This is a genomic window from Streptomyces sp. NPDC104226 (assembly GCF_055584085.1).
On the sequence record NZ_JBVJMS010000010.1, the window covers coordinates 194,120 to 209,820 of the forward strand.

Below are 15,701 nucleotides of genomic sequence, written 5' to 3' on the forward strand. Positions count from 1 at the left end.
AGGGCCGTCGCACCGAGTGCGGCGGCCCTCTCCCATGTGCGGCGCCGTACGGCAGGATGTGCGCATGACGAAGGTGCACGAGGACAGCCCCGTACTGCCCACCCAGCAGGACGAGGTGGCCGCCGCGGGGAGCGAGCTCATCGGCGGCCCGCTGGGCCGCTACGCGCGGCTGGGCGGCCACTGGCTCACCCCGGTGCGGGTCGTCGTGCTCGTCGCCCTGGGCATGTTCGCGCTCGGCATGGTGCAGAAGCTGCCCTGCTACGACTGGGCGTGGTTCCGGGGAGCCGGCTCCCAGTACACCCACGCCTGCTACTCGGACATCCCGCACCTCTACGTGGTCCGCGGCTTCGCCGACGGCCTCACCCCGTACTTCGACCGGATCCCGGGCGACATGCAGTTCCTGGAGTACCCGGTGCTCACCGGGCTCTTCATGGAGATCGCCTCGTGGATGACCCCCGGCAGCGGCACCATGCAGCACCGGGAGCAGATGTACTGGATGGTCAACGCGGGCATGCTGATGGTCTGCGCCGCCGTGATCGCGGTGTGCGTGGCCCGTACCCACCGCCGGCGGCCCTGGGACGCGCTGCTCTTCGCCCTCGCTCCCGCCTTCGCACTCACCGCGACCATCAACTGGGACCTGCTGGCCATCGCCCTGACCGCCGCCGCGATGCTCATGTGGTCGCGGAGCCGGCCGGTGGCCTTCGGCGTCCTGATCGGCCTGGCCACCGCGGCCAAGCTCTACCCCGTCCTGCTGCTCGGCGCCGTGTTCGTGCTCTGCTGGCGGGCCGGGAAGTGGCGTGCCTTCGGCGAGGCGGTCGGCGGCGCCGTGGTCTCCTGGCTCGTGGTGAACCTCCCCGTGATGCTCTTCGCCTGGGAGGGCTGGCAGAAGTTCTACACCTTCAGCCAGGAGCGGCCCATCGACTTCGGATCCGTGTGGCTGCTGATCTCCCAGCGCTCCGGAAACCCCCTCGAAGGCGCCAACACCTATGCGACGGGCCTGACCCTGCTGCTGTGCGCGGGCGTCGGCCTGCTCACGCTCACCGCGCCCCGCCGCCCCCGCTTCGCCCAGCTGGCCTTCCTGCTGGTGGCCGCCTTCATCCTCGTCAACAAGGTCTACTCGCCCCAGTACGTGCTCTGGCTCATCCCGCTCGCCGCGCTGGCCCGGCCGCGCTGGCGGGACTTCCTGATCTGGCAGGCCGGCGAGGTCGTCTACTTCCTGGGGATCTGGTTCTACCTCGCCTACACGACCAGCGGGGACAAGCACCAGGGCCTGCCGCTGGAGGGTTACCAGCTGGCGATCACGGCCCACCTGCTGTGCACGCTCTACCTGTGCGCGGTGGTCGTACGCGACATCCTGCTGCCCGAGCGGGACGTGGTGCGGCGCGACGGCTCCGACGACCCCTCCGGGGGCGTCCTGGACGGCGCCGAGGACGTGTTCACGCTCCCGCGTACGCCGAAGGCGCCGCAGGACGCGGCGCCTTCGGAGGGTCAGCGAGTGGAATGGGGCGCGCGCCCCGGGGAGTGACTCAGGCGTCGAGCACCCGGTCGAACTGGGTGGTGGTGTGGCGCAGGTGCGCCACCAGCTCGTCGCCGACCTTCGGCTCGGGAGAGTCCGACGGCACGAACAGGATGGACACCTGCATGTGCGGCGGCTCGGCGAACCAGCGCTGCTTGCCCGCCCACACGAACGGCGACAGGTTGCGGTTGACGGTGGCGAGTCCGGCCCGGGCGACGCCCTTGGCGCGCGGCATCACCCCGTGCAGGGCCTTGGGGGCCTCCAGGCCGACTCCGTGGGAGGTGCCGCCGGCGACGACGACCAGCCAGCCGTCGGAGGCGGCCTTCTGCTGCCGGTAGCCGAACCGGTCGCCCTTGGCGACGCGGGTGACGTCGAGGACCGCGCCGCGGTACTCGGTCGCCTCGTGGTCGCCCAGCCACAGCCGGGTGCCGATGCGGGCCCGGAACCGGGTCTGCGGGAACTGCTGCTGCAGCCGCACGAGCTCCGAGGCCTTCAAGTGGCTGACGAACATGGTGTGCAGCGGCAGCCGGGCCGCACGCAGCCGGTCCATCCAGCCGATGACCTCTTCGACGGCGTCCGAGCCGTCCGGGCGGTCCAGCGGCAGGTGCAGGGCGAAGCCCTCCAGCCGCACGTCCTCGATCGCCGAGTGGAGCTGACCGAGCTCCTGCTCGGAGATCCCGTGCCGGCGCATCGAGCTCATGCACTCGATGACCACACGGGCGCCGACCAGGCCGCGCACCCCGTCCAGCGAGGACACCGAGCGGATGACCCGGTCCGGCAGCGGCACCGGCTCCTCGCCCCGCCGGAACGGGGTGAGGACGAGCAGGTCACCGCCGAACCAGTCCTTGATGCTGGCGGCCTCGTAGGTCGTGCCGACCGCGAGGACGTCGGCACCCATCCGGGTCGCCTCCTCGCAGAGCCGCTCGTGACCGAAGCCGTAGCCGTTGCCCTTGCAGACGGGGATCATCCCGGGGAACTGGTCCTGAACCTGCTTCTGGTGCGCACGCCAGCGCGCGGTGTCGACGTAGAGCGTGAGCGCCATGCCCGTCCGGAGCCTCTCTCGAAAAGCTGCGTGGTGCAGCGGTGCGGTGTGTGTGGATGGGGCGGGGTCAGCGACGCGACATGTAGATGTCGAGCGCCTTGTGCAGCAGCTTGTTGAGCGGGAAGTCCCACTCGCCGACGTACTCGACGGCCTCGCCGCCCGTGCCGACCTTGAACTGGATGAGGCCGAACAGGTGGTCGTTCTCGTCCAGGGTGTCACTGATGCCGCGCAGGTCGTAGACGCTTGCACCGAGCGCGTAGGAGTCGCGCAGCATGCGCCACTGCATCGCGTTCGAAGGACGGACCTCGCGCTTGTGGTTGGCGGAGGCGCCGTACGAGTACCAGACGTGCTGGCCGACCGTGAGCATCGTGGCGGCGGCCAGCGGCTCCCCCTCGTGCGTGGCGATGTACAGCCGCATCCGGTTGGGGTCCTCGGAGTTGAGGGCCGTCCACTGGCGCTGGAAGTAGCTGAGCGGGCGCGGGCGGAACTTGTCGCGCTCGGCCGTGACCTCGTACAGCTTCTGCCAGGTCGGCAGGTCCTCGTAGCCGCCCTGGACGACCTCGACGCCGGCCTTCTCGGCCTTCTTGATGTTGCGGCGCCACAGCTGGTTGAAGCCCTTGAGGACGTCGTCCAGCGAGCGGTTGGCCAGCGGCACCTGAAAGACGTAGCGGGGCTGCACGTCACCGAAGCCGGCGCCCCCGTCCTCGGCCTGCTGCCAGCCCATGCGGCGCAGCTTGTCGGAGACCTCGAAGGCGCGGGGCTCGATGACGGAGGCCTCCACGTCGCGCAGGCGCTTGACCTCCGGGTCCTGGATCCCGGCCTTGATGGCGGTCGAGTTCCAGCGGCGGATGACGACGGGCGGGCCCATCTTCACGGTGAAGGCGCCCTGCTGCTTGAGGTGCGCCAGCATCGGCTGGAGCCACTCTTCGAGGTTGGGGGCGTACCAGTTGATGACCGGGCCCTCGGGGAGGTACGCGAGGTACCGCTTCACCTTGGGCAGCTGTCGGTACAACACGAGTGCGGCGCCGACGAGTTCGCCGGACTGGTCGAACCATCCGAGGTTCTCGGAGCGCCACTCGTTCTTCACGTCGGCCCACGCCGGGACCTGGCAGTGGCTAGCCGAGGGCAGGCTCTGGAGGTAGCCCAGGTGCTGCTCTCGGCTGATGGTCCTCAGGGACAGGCTCATGCGGGGCGTCTCCTCGGCGGCTTCGCTGGCTATGGCGCGAAGCCTACTGCGACGGGGGCGCCACCCATCTGGGGGACGGGCCGGGCCCGGGCCCGTGGGAGGCCGGCGCCCCGTCGCGGAGGCACCCGGTCAGCCCAGCCAGCCGCCGAAAAGTCCGCCGTGCGCCATGCCGAGGAAGAAGCCGATGGCAGAGGCTCCGAGGCCGATGATCAGTGCCGTGCGCTCGCGTGTCGTGGCGGAGATGAACTGGCCGTAGAGCCCGGTGACGATCCCGATCAGCCCGGTCCACGAGCTGAGCAGGTGCAGGTTGTGGAAGAAGGCCGTGATGAACGCCACGGCACCGAGGACCAGCGTGACCGCCACCAGGGTGTCCTGGAGCGGATGGGGCTTGCCGTCGGTCGCGAAGAGGGAGATGGACTGTCGTTGCATTGCCTGTGCCATGGGAAGGCACCTCCTGGCTGCAGCAGAGCGGTGCTGCGGGCGGCCTCCGGCGGGGCCGGGGGCTTAGCACCGAGAACACCCGATGCATACAGATTGTGGCCTCCTGGTGCCGGATTTCAACCGGAAGGAGTCGACGAGGTAGTCTGTACAGCTGCGCGGTGTCTGCTCTGCAGATGCCGTGCGCACGCATCACGACCCTCCTGCCACGGAACGACCGTGGCCGCTGAGTCCAAAGGAGGTGGGTTCCACATGCGTCACTACGAAGTGATGGTCATCCTCGACCCCGATCTCGAGGAGCGCGCTGTCTCCCCGCTGATCGAGAACTTCCTTTCTGTCGTCCGTGAGGGCAACGGAAAGGTCGAGAAGGTCGACACCTGGGGCCGTCGTCGTCTCGCTTACGAGATCAAGAAGAAGCCCGAGGGCATCTACTCGGTCATCGACCTCCAGGCCGAGCCTGCGGTCGTCAAGGAGCTTGACCGACAGCTGAACCTGAACGAGTCGGTTCTCCGGACCAAGGTCCTTCGCCCCGAGACCCACTGAACTTCGGTTCAGCGGTAATCGGGACCGAGTAGCACAGCAGCCCAGCAGCAATCCCCGCCGAGAGGTTCATCCATGGCAGGCGAGACCGTCATCACGGTCGTCGGCAATCTCGTCGACGACCCCGAGCTGCGCTTCACCCCCTCGGGTGCGGCGGTCGCGAAGTTCCGTGTCGCGTCCACTCCCCGCACCTTCGACAAGCAGACCAATGAGTGGAAGGACGGCGAAAGCCTGTTCCTGACCTGCTCGGTCTGGCGCCAGGCGGCCGAGAACGTCGCCGAGTCCCTTCAGCGAGGCATGCGCGTCATCGTGCAGGGCCGGCTGAAGCAGCGGTCGTACGAGGACCGTGAGGGTGTCAAGCGCACGGTCTACGAGCTGGACGTCGAGGAAGTCGGCCCCAGCCTGAAGAACGCCACGTCCAAGGTCACCAAGACCACGGGTCGCGGTGGCCAGGGTGGATACGGCGGCGGTGGCGGCGGTCAGCAGCAGGGCGGCGGCGGTGGCAACTGGGGCGGAGCCCCCAGTGGCGGCGGCCCCCAGGGCGGCGGAGGTCCCTCCGACGACCCATGGGCGTCCAGCGCGCCGGCCGGCGGCCAGCAGCAGGGCGGCGGCGGTGGCGGTTGGGGCGGAAGCTCCGGCGGCTCCGGCGGTGGCTACTCGGACGAGCCGCCCTTCTAGGGCAGCTCGCACCCCCACTTCTTGATTTCACAGGAGAGACACAATGGCGAAGCCGCCTGTGCGCAAGCCTAAGAAGAAGGTCTGCGCGTTCTGCAAGGACAAGACCGCGTACGTGGACTACAAGGACACGAACATGCTGCGGAAGTTCATTTCCGACCGTGGCAAGATCCGTGCCCGCCGCGTCACCGGCAACTGCACGCAGCACCAGCGTGACGTCGCCACGGCTGTGAAGAACAGCCGTGAGATGGCACTGCTGCCCTACACGTCCACCGCGCGATAAGGAAAGGGTGACCGAATAATGAAGATCATCCTGACCCACGAGGTCTCTGGCCTCGGCGCCGCCGGCGACGTAGTCGACGTCAAGGACGGCTACGCCCGCAACTACCTGGTCCCGCGTGGTTTCGCGATCCGCTGGACCAAGGGTGGCGAGAAGGACGTGGCGCAGATCCGCCGCGCCCGCAAGATCCACGAGATCGCGACGATCGAGCAGGCCAACGAGTTCAAGGCCAAGCTCGAGAACGTCAAGGTCCGTCTGGCCACCCGCGCGGGTGACGCCGGTCGTCTCTTCGGTTCCGTCACGCCCTCCGACATCGCCACGGCGATCGAGGCGTCCGGTGGCCCGAAGGTCGACAAGCGCCGCGTGGAGCTGGGCTCCCCGATCAAGACCCTCGGCTCGTACCAGGTCTCCGTGCGTCTGCACGCTGACGTGGCCGCGACCGTCGGCATCGAGGTCGTCGCCGCCTAAGGGCTGCGCATGAAGGGCCGCACCCCCGTGGGGGTGCGGCCCTTCGTCGTTGTTTCACGTGAAACGGAGCTCGTGAGCGGGCGATGTTTCACGTGAAACAACGCCCGAGGGCTGGCCTGCCCGAGGGCTGCCCCCAGGCTCCCCCGGGCTGCTGGGGTCTAGCGCGTGGCTCCGGCGACCAGCCAGCGGCCCGAGCGGGCCCGCAGCTGGAGGGTGACCATCCGGACCAGCATCATCAGGGTCATGGCGCACCAGAGGGCCGTCAGTCCGCCGCCCAGGGACGGTACGAGCAGGGCTGCCGGGGTGAAGACGGCCAGGGTGAGCAGCATGGCCCAGGCCAGGTAGCGGCCGTCGCCCGCGCCCATCAGGACGCCGTCGAGGACGAAGACGATGCCGGAGACGGGCTGCGAGAGGGCGACCACGAGCAGGGCCGGCAGGAGGGCGTCCTCGACGGCGGGGTCGCTGGTGAAGAGCGGGATGAAGACCGGGCGGGCCGCGATCACGAGGAGGCCCAGGACGATGCCGGAGGCGATCCCCCACTGCACCATGCGGCGGCAGACGGCCTTGGCCCCCTCCGTGTCGCCCGCGCCGAGGTAGCGGCCGATGATGGCCTGCCCCGCGATCGCGATCGCGTCGAGGGCGAAGGCGAGCAGGCTCCACAGGGAGAGCAGGATCTGGTGGGCTGCGATGTCGGCGTCCCCGAGGCGTGCGGCCACGGCGGTTGCGATCAGCAGGACGGCCCGCAGGGACAGGGTGCGGACCAGCAGGGGTGCTCCGGCCTGTGCGCAGGCCCGGATGCCCTCGGCGTCGGGCCTCAGGGAGGCGCCGTGCCTGCGGGCGCCCCGGACCACCACGACCAGGTAGGCGGCGGCCATGGCGCACTGGGCGATCACGGTGCCCCAGGCGGAGCCGGCGATGCCGAGGCCGGCTCCGTAGACGAGGGCGACGTTCAGGGCTCCGTTCAGGGCGAAGCCGCCGATCGCGACGTAGAGCGGGGTGCGGGTGTCCTGGAGGCCGCGGATGACACCGGTGGCGGCGAGCACCACGAGCATCGCGGGGATGCCGAGGGTCGAGATCCGCAGGTAGGTGATCGCGTACGGGGCGACGGTGTCGGAGGCCCCGAAGAAGGAGACCAGGGTGGGCGCCGTGGGCAGCACGGCGGCGACGACGGCCGCGCCGAGGAGCAGGGCGAGCCAGATGCCGTCCATGCCCTGCCGGATGGCGGCCTGGAGGTCGCCCGCGCCGACGCGGCGGGCCACGGCGGCGGTGGTGGCGTAGGCGAGGAAGACGAAGATGCTCACGGCCGTGGTGAGGAGTGCGGCCGCGATGCCGAGACCGGCCAGCTGGGGTGTGCCGAGGTGCCCCACGATGGCGCTGTCGGCCATCACGAAGAGGGGTTCGGCGACGAGGGCGCCGAAGGCGGGGACGGCGAGTGCGAGGATCTCGCGGTCGTGCCGTCTCGGGGCAGCCTTCGGTGCGGTGGGGGCCTGTCTCATGCGCTCAATCTAATCTTCCACAGGTAATAGACGCAAGGCCTTTTGGATCCTTACCGATACGCCGATTCGAGCGTTCGTCCCACCTCGTTGGAGGCGATCTTGAGACAGTGGCGAATAATTTTCTTCCCCACAGGCGGTGGAGGGAGAAATGCCAGGTCAGGTGGGTTGGATGGGTAGGGCAGGTGATTTTGTCCACAGCACCGTCCCCCGGTCCGTGCACAGCTTCCGGGGAGTTACCCACAGCATTGGCGCCGTCATCCACACCTCATCCACACAGCCTGTGGATAACAAGATTGGCTGACGTCGCTCGCGGGCCTACCGTGGTGCGTTGTCCGACTCGCCGAGAGCCGATTCGGGTGCCCCAAATGTCAGAGCCGTGTCGTAGAAAGAGTGACACGGCAAGGTCCGCGTTGCGGACGGGAGGAGGCGGCCCGGTGAGCATGTCCGAGCCCATGGACGACCCCTGGGCCGACAGCGGTCCAGGTGACCGTCTGCCCGCCCGTCCGCGCCGGGGCGGCGAAGGCCGTGGCCGCGGGGACGAACAGAGCGACCGGGGCCGCGAGGGCGGCTCCTGGGACGGCGGAGGCGGCGGCTTCGAGCGGGTCCCGCCCCAGGACCTCGACGCCGAGCAGTCCGTCCTGGGCGGCATGCTGCTGTCCAAGGACGCCATCGCCGACGTGGTCGAGGTGCTGAAGGGCCACGACTTCTACCGGCCGTCGCACGAGACGATCTACCAGGCGATCCTCGACCTGTACGCCAAGGGAGAGCCGGCCGACCCGATCACCGTCAGCGCCGAGCTGACCCGGCGCGGTGAGATCAGCAAGATCGGCGGGGCCCCCTACCTCCACACCCTGGTCCAGTCGGTCCCCACGGCGGCGAACGCCGAGTACTACGCGGAGATCGTCCACGAGCGGGCGGTCCTGCGCCGCCTGGTCGCGGCCGGCACGAAGATCACGCAGATGGGCTACGCCGCCGACGGGGACGTCGACGAGATCGTCAACAGCGCCCAGGCCGAGATCTACGCCGTCACCGAGCAGCGGACCTCCGAGGACTACCTTCCGCTCGGCGACATCATGGAGGGCGCCCTCGACGAGATCGAGGCGATCGGCTCGCGCAGCGGGCAGATGTCGGGCGTCCCGACCGGCTTCACGGACCTGGACTCGCTGACCAACGGCCTGCACCCGGGCCAGATGATCGTCATCGCGGCCCGTCCCGCCATGGGTAAGTCCACCCTCGCGCTGGACTTCGCCCGCGCCTGTTCCATCAAGGCCAATCTGCCCAGCGTCATCTTCTCCCTCGAAATGGGGCGCAACGAGATCGCGATGCGCCTGCTCTCGGCGGAGGCCCGGGTGGCCCTGCACCACATGCGCTCCGGCACGATGACGGACGACGACTGGACCCGGCTGGCCCGCCGGATGCCGGACGTCTCCGCCGCCCCCCTCTACATCGACGACTCCCCGAACCTGTCGATGATGGAGATCCGGGCCAAGTGCCGCCGCCTCAAGCAGCGCAGCGACCTGTCGCTCGTCGTCATCGACTACCTCCAGCTGATGCAGTCGGGCGGCTCGCGCCGGCCCGAGAGCCGCCAGCAGGAGGTCTCGGACATGTCCCGAAACCTCAAGCTCCTGGCGAAGGAGCTGGAGGTCCCGGTGATCGCGCTGTCCCAGCTGAACCGTGGTCCCGAGCAGCGCACCGACAAGAAGCCGATGGTCTCCGACCTGCGTGAGTCGGGCTCGATCGAGCAGGACGCCGACATGGTGATCCTGCTGCACCGCGAGGACGCGTACGAGAAGGAGTCTCCCCGAGCGGGTGAGGCGGACCTGATCGTGGCGAAGCACCGTAACGGTCCGACGGCCACCATCACCGTGGCCTTCCAGGGCCATTATTCGCGGTTCGTGGACATGGCCAACACGTAGCATCCGCCCCATGGATGCCGTATCTGAAGATCTTGTCCTGCTGCCCGCGACCCGGCGTGCGCTGAGCCACCGGATCGCGGTCGCGCAGCGCGAAGGCCGGGCTCCGTCCCTGGTGGCGACCGTGGTGCGGGGTGGAGAGGTGGTCTGGGAAGGGTCCCGGACCATGGTCGAGGGGCACGGTCCGGACGGGAACGTGCAGTACCGGATCGGGTCGATCACCAAGACGTTCACCGCCGTGCTGGTGATGCGGCTGCGGGACGAGGGGCTGCTGGAACTGGGCGACCCGGTCGAGAAGTTCCTTCCGGGAACCGGGGTCGGCGAGGTGACGGTGGGGCAACTGCTGTCCCATACGGCCGGGCTGGCGGCGGAGACGCCCGGCGAGTGGTGGGAGCGCACGGCGGGCACGCTGCGGCCGGAGCTCTCGGACGTCCTGGGCGAGCACCCCTTCCGCTTCGAGCCCGGACGCCGCCACCACTACTCCAACCCCGGCTACACCCTGCTGGGTTCGCTCGTGGAAGCCGTCCGCGCGAGGCCGTGGGAGGACGTGCTGCGCGCCGAGGTGCTGGAGCCGCTGGGGCTGGAGCGCACGTCGGCGCAGCCGGTGGCGCCGCACGCCGGCGGCTGGGCGGTGCACCCGTGGGCGGACGTGATGATGCCGGAACCCCTGGAGGACCTCGGGCTGATGGCCCCGGCCGGCCAGCTGTGGTCCACCACCGGCGATCTGGCGAAGTTCGCCGCCTTCCTCCTGCGGGGCGACGAGCGCGTGCTGAGCGCGGAGTCCGTACGGGAGATGCGGACGTCCGCCACCCCGCCGGAGCCGGGCCTCGCCGACCTCGGATACGGGCTCGGGATGCAGCTGACGCTGAGCGGCGGGCGCCGGCTCGCGGGCCACAGCGGCTCGCTGCCCGGCTTCCTCGCCGGGCTGTGGCTGAGCGAAGCGGACGACGTGGCCGCGGTGGTGCTGGCCAACTGCACCTCGGGGTTGGCCGCTTCCACGCTGGCGGCCGAACTGGTGGGCATCGTCGCCGAGGCGGAGCCGCGGATCCCCGAGCCGTGGCGGCCGCTGCGCGAGGCCGATCCCGTCGCGCTGGAGCTCTGCGGCCCCTGGTACTGGGGCACGTCGGCCCAGGCCGTGAGGCTGACCTACGACGGGTTCCTGGAGCTGGGCCCGGTGGGTGGCAGCGGCCGGTCCGCGCGTTTCCGGCCCGAGCCGGACGGCAGCTGGACCGGACTGGCGGGCTACTACGCAGGCGAGTCCCTGCGGGCCGTACGGCGGCCGGACGGATCCGTGAGCCACCTCGACCTCGGCTCGTTCGTGTTCACCCGCGAGCCCTACGACCCGCAGGCGCCGGTGCCCGGCGGGGTCGACCCGCAGGGCTGGCGGGGCATCGGCTAGCGGGCTGCCCTCACCCCGCTGTGAGTTCACGCTCCAGCGGGGTGCGCATGCGCGGGGTGATGCGGGCCTCCCCCACCCAGGCGGCGAGCCGGCCGGCTTCGGCGGCGACGGCCCGCTCGGCTTCGCCGCCGGGGTCGCCCAGCAGCCGGTGCACGATCTCCCCGTCGGCGCGCTGGGCCCAGCCGCCGACGATCCGGCCGTTCCACCACACGGTGGGGCCGATGTTGCCGGCGTAGTCGAAGAGGGCCGGGCGGTGGGCGGGGTCGAGGTGGAAGCCCCGGTCCGCCCAGCCCATCGCGCTCGGGTCGAGGGCGGGCAGCAGGGCGGCCCAGGGCTCCTGCTCGGGTTCTGGTCCGGTGTCACCGGGGCTGACGAGCGCGGTGGTGCCGTCGTCGAGCCGGACCGTGTCGGGGCCGACCGCGGCAAGGGCCTTGCGCGCGTCGGTGAGGGTCCAGCCCGTCCACCACTTGAGGTCGGCCTCGGTGGCCGGACCGTACGACCGGAGCCAGCGGCGGGCCAGCTCCGCGCGGGCCTCGGCCGGCTGCAGGGCGGGCCAGGGCTCGGTGTGCACCCAGCGGTACTGGCTGGAGGTCCACGATCCCCGCGGCCGGTCCCGGCGGATGCGGCCGTCGGCGGAGAGCAGCCGGATGACGTGGGTGGCGACGCCCACTTGCGCCTCGTACTTCCCGCCCCGCTCGACGGTGACCTTCCGCCGCAGTACGGGTACGGCCGCCGAGAGCTGGCTGCCGGTGGACGGACCGAGGCTGTCCAGCGCGTCGAGCGTGGCCTGCTCCGCCCCGGCGAGCCACTCGGCATCGAGGCCATGACCGTCCTCGGCGAGCCGTTTGAGGAAGTTCCGCCGCTCCTTCGCGGCGATGGCCCGCGCGGTGGAGGAGTCGACGTACGGGGCGAGTTCGGTGGAGACGGCGAAGAGCGTACGGCGCATGCTGAGCAGCCGTACGAGGCTCACGTCCTCGTACAGGGCCCGCTCGATCTCCCCCGGTCCGCCTGCGCTCAGCCGGGCCCGGGCCGAGAGGAAGACCGTCGATGCGTCGGTGGCGTGCAGGCCGATCACGGCGTCAGCGACTTCGGGCACGCTCGTGGCGCGGGCCGACGGTGCGAGGCGGTGCCGGCGGCCGAGGCGGAGTCGGCGCTCCGCGGTGCTGATGAGGGGGAGGCTGCTCATCTTCCCGATCGTAGGCCGGGCCGCCGACAGCGACCCGGCCCACACGGGGGCTCAGAGCTGGAGCTTGAAGCCGACGTGGGAGGGGGTGAAGCCGAGCCGCTCGTAGAAGCGGTGGGCGTCGGTGCGGGTCACGTCCGAGGTCAGCTGGACGAGTGCGCAGTTCTCCGCACGGGACCGCTCGATCGCCCATTCGATGAACCGGGTTCCCAGCCCGCTGCCGCGTTCGTCGGCGTGGACGCGTACGCCCTCGATGATCGAGCGGGTGCTGCCCTTGCGGGAGAGCCCGGGGACGATCGTCAGCTGGAGGGTGCCGACGACGCGGCCCGCACGGACGGCGACGACCACGTGCTGGTGGGGATCGTCCGTCAGCCGCTCGAGCGCCGCCACGTACGGGGTGAGGTCGTCAGGGGACTCCCGGGTGGCGCCGAGCGGGTCGTCCGCGAGCATCGCGACGATCGCGGGCAGGTCCTCCTCGGTGGCCGGCCGGATGAGCAGGTCGGAACTGGTGTCGGTCATGGTCCGATCCTCCTGGGTCAGCCGGCTGCCACGGTGAGCGGAGCCCAGCGGCGGGTCCAGTCACCGGGCAGGCCGGGGATGCCCCGGGTCATCACGGCATTGAAGGCCACGGAGCCGAGACCACGGTCCTTGAGCCAGCCGAGCAGCTCTTCGTGGCGTACGTCGACATCGGTGCGCAGGGGCCGGTCGGTGGCCGCCGCAAGGGCGGTGACCAGGGCGCGGGCCGCGTCGGTGTCGCGGGCCACCAGCGGTCCGACGACATGGGTCTCCATGTTCGGCCAGATGGCCCCGTAGCCGATCAGCTCGCCGGACGGGTCCTCGGCGACGAGCAGCCGGTCTGTGAAGGCCGGCAGCCGGGTGACCATGTGGGTGCGGTCGGCGCCGAAGACCTCGGCGTCCAGCAGCAGGATCCGCGGGATGTCCTCGCCGCCGGCGGGCCGGACGCGGATGGCTTCCTGCGCGGGAGCGGCGGCATCCGGGCTGAAGGAGCCCCGGAGCATCTCGGCACGGCCGGTGGTCTCGAAGCCGAGTTCCTCGTAGAGGGGGCGGCCGTACGGGGTGGCGTGCAGGGTGATCGGAACGCCCTTGAGGACGTCGTCGCAGATGTACGTCATCAGGCGCCGGCCCAGGCCCTGGCGGGCGTACCGCTCGGCGACCAGGACCATGCCGACGGCGGCGAGTTCGGGATCGGCCAGCGGGGGTCCGTAGCGGGTGACCACGCAGACCGTGGCGAGTCCCAGGCCGTCGGGGGCGTCGATGCCGTAGCCGTGTCCGGCGGCGAGCAGCAGCCCCCACTTGTGGTCCTCGCGGGGCCAGCCGCGGTCTTCCGAGAGATCGGCGCAGTGGCGGAGGTCGTCCACGGTCAGTGCGCGGATGGGGAGGGCGGTGAGATGGGGTGGTGTCACGGCCTCAGAGTGGTTCATGGGACAGGACCCGGTCCAGGGGATTTGGGGTGGATGTTTCACGTGAAACATCGCCTCGCCGCCGTGTGTGCTGTCCGGGCGGGGCACTGTTTCACGTGAAACATAGGGGCTAGCCTCGACGGCTATGACCCGCCTTCACCTGTTCGACCTCGACGGAACGCTGATGTACGGCACGTCGTCGCCTGTCGAGATGTCCCGGCAACTCGGGCTGAGCGAAGAGATCGCCGCGCTGGAGCGGTCCTTCGCCGCGCTGGAGCTCCAGCCGTTCCAGTTCGCGACGGCCATCCAGCAGCTCTGGGCGGATCTGACCCCGGCGCACGTCCGGGCGGCGTTCGACGCGGCTCCGTGGCTGCTGGGGATCCAGGAGGTCTGGAAGGAGATCCGGGAGCGCGGGGAGTACTGCGCGGTGATCTCGCTGTCGCCGTCGTTCTTCGTGGAGCTCCTGCTGGAGTGGGGCGCGCACGCCGCGCACGGCTCGGTCTTCCCGGAAGTGCCCTTCACCCGGCCGGTGGACGTGGCCGGGATCCTGACGCCGGAGGGGAAGGTCACGGTCGCCGACCAGCTGTGCGCGCGGTTCGGCGTGACCCGGGCCGACTGTGTTGCGTACGGGGACTCCAGCACCGACATGGCGCTCTTCGACGTGGTCCCGGTTTCGGTCGCGGTGAATGCCCGGCCCTACCTGGTGGAGCGGGCGACGCACGTCTACGAGGGCCGGGACCTGCGTGAGGCATACCAGCTGACAGGGGTGGCGCGCATGGGAGTTGAGGCATCTTAAGGGGAAAGTGGGTTCGAAACGCGGAATTCCCGCATTTCCCCGCAGGCTCTGGGGCGGACTGGCACGCTGTGAAACCCGGAACCACGGATTCGAAGGCCGTGGCGTGTGCAGACCTACCGAGATGCTCGAAGCGAGGCACCGCATGGACGCTCCGCCCACCAGATCGGCAAGACGGGGGCCGTCCCGGATACCGTCCGGGGACAGTGCGCCCGAGCCCTCACCCGATGCCGTTCTCATCCGCCGGACCCTCGCGGAGATCGCACCCGTCGCCGACAAGGTGACCTCCTACTTCTACGCCGTCGTGTTCACGGGGTACCCCGATCTGCGGAGCCTGTTCCCCGCCGCGATGGACGTACAGCGCGACCGGCTGCTGAAGGCGCTGCTGACGGCCGCCGAGCACATCGACAACCCCGAGGTGCTCACCGCCTACCTGCGCCGGCTGGGCACGGGGCACCGCAAGTACGGAACCCGGCCGGAGCACTATCCGCCGGTCGGGGAGGCCCTGATCAGGGCGCTGGCCAAGTACGCGGATTCCAGCTGGGGGCCGGAGACCGAGGCCGCCTGGGTACGGGCGTACACCGCGATCTCGCAGATCATGATCGACGCGGCGGCCGAGGACGAGTCCAAGGCGCCGCCGTGGTGGCACGCGGAGGTGGTCTCCCACGATCTGCGGACCTCCGACATCGCGGTGATCACCGTCCGCCCCGACCAGCCCTACCCCTTCCTCGCGGGCCAGTACACGAGCCTGGAGACCCCGTGGTGGCCGCGGATCTGGCGGCACTACTCCTTCGCCTCGGCGCCGCGCGCGGACGGACTGCTGTCCTTCCACGTCAAGGCCGTACCGGCGGGATGGGTCTCCAACGCGCTCGTCCGGCACGCCCGGCCCGGCGACGTGCTGCGGCTCGGGCCCCCGACGGGATCGATGGTGGTCGACCACAGCACCGACAACGGAATGCTCTGCCTCGGCGGCGGCACGGGGATCGCCCCGATCAAGGCGCTGATCGAGGACGTGGCCGAGCACGGGGAGCGGCGTCCGGTGGAGGTGTTCTTCGGGGCGCGCAGCGACGACGACCTGTACGACAAGGACACGCTGCTGGGGCTGCAGCGCTCGCACCCCTGGCTGTCGGTGCGCCCGGTGGTGTGTGACGAGGGGCTTGCCGGACAACTGCCGCAGGCCGTCGGTACCCACGGGCCCTGGAGCTCGTACGACGCGTTCGTCTCGGGGCCGGCCGCGATGATCCGCAGCGGAGTGGACGCGCTGAAGCGGATCGGGATCCCCGGCGAGCGGATCCGGCACGACGAGGTGGAGGAACTGGCGGGCGTCGCCGGCTGATTGCGGCGGCGCCCG

The 15,701-nt window shown here is 70.4% G+C and carries 16 protein-coding genes; 9 read left to right on the forward strand and 7 right to left on the reverse strand.

Going from position 1 to position 15,701, the window contains the following annotated elements; all coding sequences use genetic code 11:
• Positions 1–64 precede the first annotated feature (64 nt).
• Positions 65–1,525, forward strand: a complete 1,461-nt coding sequence (locus ACZ60J_RS29465; RefSeq protein ID WP_469686472.1) for a glycosyltransferase family 87 protein — start codon at positions 65–67, stop codon at positions 1,523–1,525.
• Between the two features lies 1 nt (position 1,526).
• Here ACZ60J_RS29465 and ACZ60J_RS29470 read toward each other — a convergent pair whose 3' ends face one another.
• From ACZ60J_RS29470 to ACZ60J_RS29480, 3 genes are all read right to left on the reverse strand, one after another.
• Positions 1,527–2,558: an alanine racemase gene (locus ACZ60J_RS29470; RefSeq protein WP_469686474.1), complete on the reverse strand. Its 1,032-nt coding sequence runs from the start codon at positions 2,556–2,558 to the stop codon at positions 1,527–1,529.
• 67 nt (positions 2,559–2,625) lie between these two features.
• Positions 2,626–3,744: a lipid II:glycine glycyltransferase FemX gene (locus tag ACZ60J_RS29475; RefSeq protein WP_243331146.1), complete on the reverse strand. Its 1,119-nt coding sequence runs from the start codon at positions 3,742–3,744 to the stop codon at positions 2,626–2,628.
• Positions 3,745–3,873: 129 nt separating this feature from the next.
• A complete protein-coding gene (locus tag ACZ60J_RS29480; protein ID WP_469686476.1) occupies positions 3,874–4,185 on the reverse strand; it encodes a hypothetical protein in 312 nt (103 codons plus the stop codon).
• 249 nt (positions 4,186–4,434) lie between these two features.
• Here ACZ60J_RS29480 and rpsF point away from each other — a divergent pair, with 249 nt between their 5' ends.
• The 4 genes from rpsF to rplI all read left to right on the forward strand — a co-directional run bounded on the left by rpsF (position 4,435) and on the right by rplI (position 6,145).
• Complete coding sequence (rpsF, locus tag ACZ60J_RS29485) at positions 4,435–4,725, forward strand: 30S ribosomal protein S6 (protein WP_015034882.1); 291 nt, start codon at positions 4,435–4,437, stop codon at positions 4,723–4,725.
• A 72-nt stretch (positions 4,726–4,797) separates the two neighbouring features.
• Complete coding sequence (locus tag ACZ60J_RS29490) at positions 4,798–5,400, forward strand: single-stranded DNA-binding protein (RefSeq protein WP_469686477.1); 603 nt, start codon at positions 4,798–4,800, stop codon at positions 5,398–5,400.
• Positions 5,401–5,443: 43 nt separating this feature from the next.
• The gene (rpsR, locus tag ACZ60J_RS29495; RefSeq protein WP_005315025.1) at positions 5,444–5,680 is read left to right on the forward strand and encodes a 30S ribosomal protein S18; all 237 of its coding nucleotides are present in this window, start codon (positions 5,444–5,446) and stop codon (positions 5,678–5,680) included.
• Between the two features lie 18 nt (positions 5,681–5,698).
• Positions 5,699–6,145, forward strand: a complete 447-nt coding sequence (rplI, locus tag ACZ60J_RS29500) for a 50S ribosomal protein L9 (protein ID WP_469686478.1) — start codon at positions 5,699–5,701, stop codon at positions 6,143–6,145.
• Positions 6,146–6,303: 158 nt separating this feature from the next.
• Here rplI and ACZ60J_RS29505 read toward each other — a convergent pair whose 3' ends face one another.
• Positions 6,304–7,641 (reverse strand): MATE family efflux transporter, encoded by a 1,338-nt coding sequence (locus ACZ60J_RS29505; protein ID WP_469686479.1) that lies wholly within the window; start codon positions 7,639–7,641, stop codon positions 6,304–6,306.
• 452 nt (positions 7,642–8,093) lie between these two features.
• On the opposite strand from ACZ60J_RS29505, the gene dnaB reads away from it, so the two are divergent.
• Both dnaB and ACZ60J_RS29515 read left to right on the forward strand, forming a co-directional pair.
• Positions 8,094–9,557: a replicative DNA helicase gene (gene dnaB, locus ACZ60J_RS29510; RefSeq protein ID WP_469686765.1), complete on the forward strand. Its 1,464-nt coding sequence runs from the start codon at positions 8,094–8,096 to the stop codon at positions 9,555–9,557.
• Between the two features lie 10 nt (positions 9,558–9,567).
• A complete protein-coding gene (locus ACZ60J_RS29515) occupies positions 9,568–10,953 on the forward strand; it encodes a serine hydrolase domain-containing protein (protein WP_469686480.1) in 1,386 nt (461 codons plus the stop codon).
• Between the two features lie 10 nt (positions 10,954–10,963).
• Here the strand turns inward: ACZ60J_RS29515 and ACZ60J_RS29520 are convergent, their stop codons facing one another.
• From ACZ60J_RS29520 to ACZ60J_RS29530, 3 genes are read right to left on the reverse strand one after another with little or no spacing between them, the layout of a single operon-like run.
• Positions 10,964–12,139: a winged helix DNA-binding domain-containing protein gene (locus tag ACZ60J_RS29520; RefSeq protein WP_469686482.1), complete on the reverse strand. Its 1,176-nt coding sequence runs from the start codon at positions 12,137–12,139 to the stop codon at positions 10,964–10,966.
• A gap of 51 nt (positions 12,140–12,190) precedes the next feature.
• Positions 12,191–12,655, reverse strand: a complete 465-nt coding sequence (locus ACZ60J_RS29525) for a GNAT family N-acetyltransferase (RefSeq protein WP_469686484.1) — start codon at positions 12,653–12,655, stop codon at positions 12,191–12,193.
• 17 nt (positions 12,656–12,672) lie between these two features.
• Complete coding sequence (locus ACZ60J_RS29530) at positions 12,673–13,560, reverse strand: GNAT family N-acetyltransferase (RefSeq protein ID WP_469686486.1); 888 nt, start codon at positions 13,558–13,560, stop codon at positions 12,673–12,675.
• Positions 13,561–13,702: 142 nt separating this feature from the next.
• On the opposite strand from ACZ60J_RS29530, the gene ACZ60J_RS29535 reads away from it, so the two are divergent.
• Positions 13,703–14,353, forward strand: a complete 651-nt coding sequence (locus ACZ60J_RS29535; protein WP_469686488.1) for an HAD family hydrolase — start codon at positions 13,703–13,705, stop codon at positions 14,351–14,353.
• A gap of 121 nt (positions 14,354–14,474) precedes the next feature.
• Positions 14,475–15,686: a globin domain-containing protein gene (locus tag ACZ60J_RS29540; protein ID WP_469686489.1), complete on the forward strand. Its 1,212-nt coding sequence runs from the start codon at positions 14,475–14,477 to the stop codon at positions 15,684–15,686.
• The last annotated feature ends 15 nt before the right edge of the window (positions 15,687–15,701 follow it).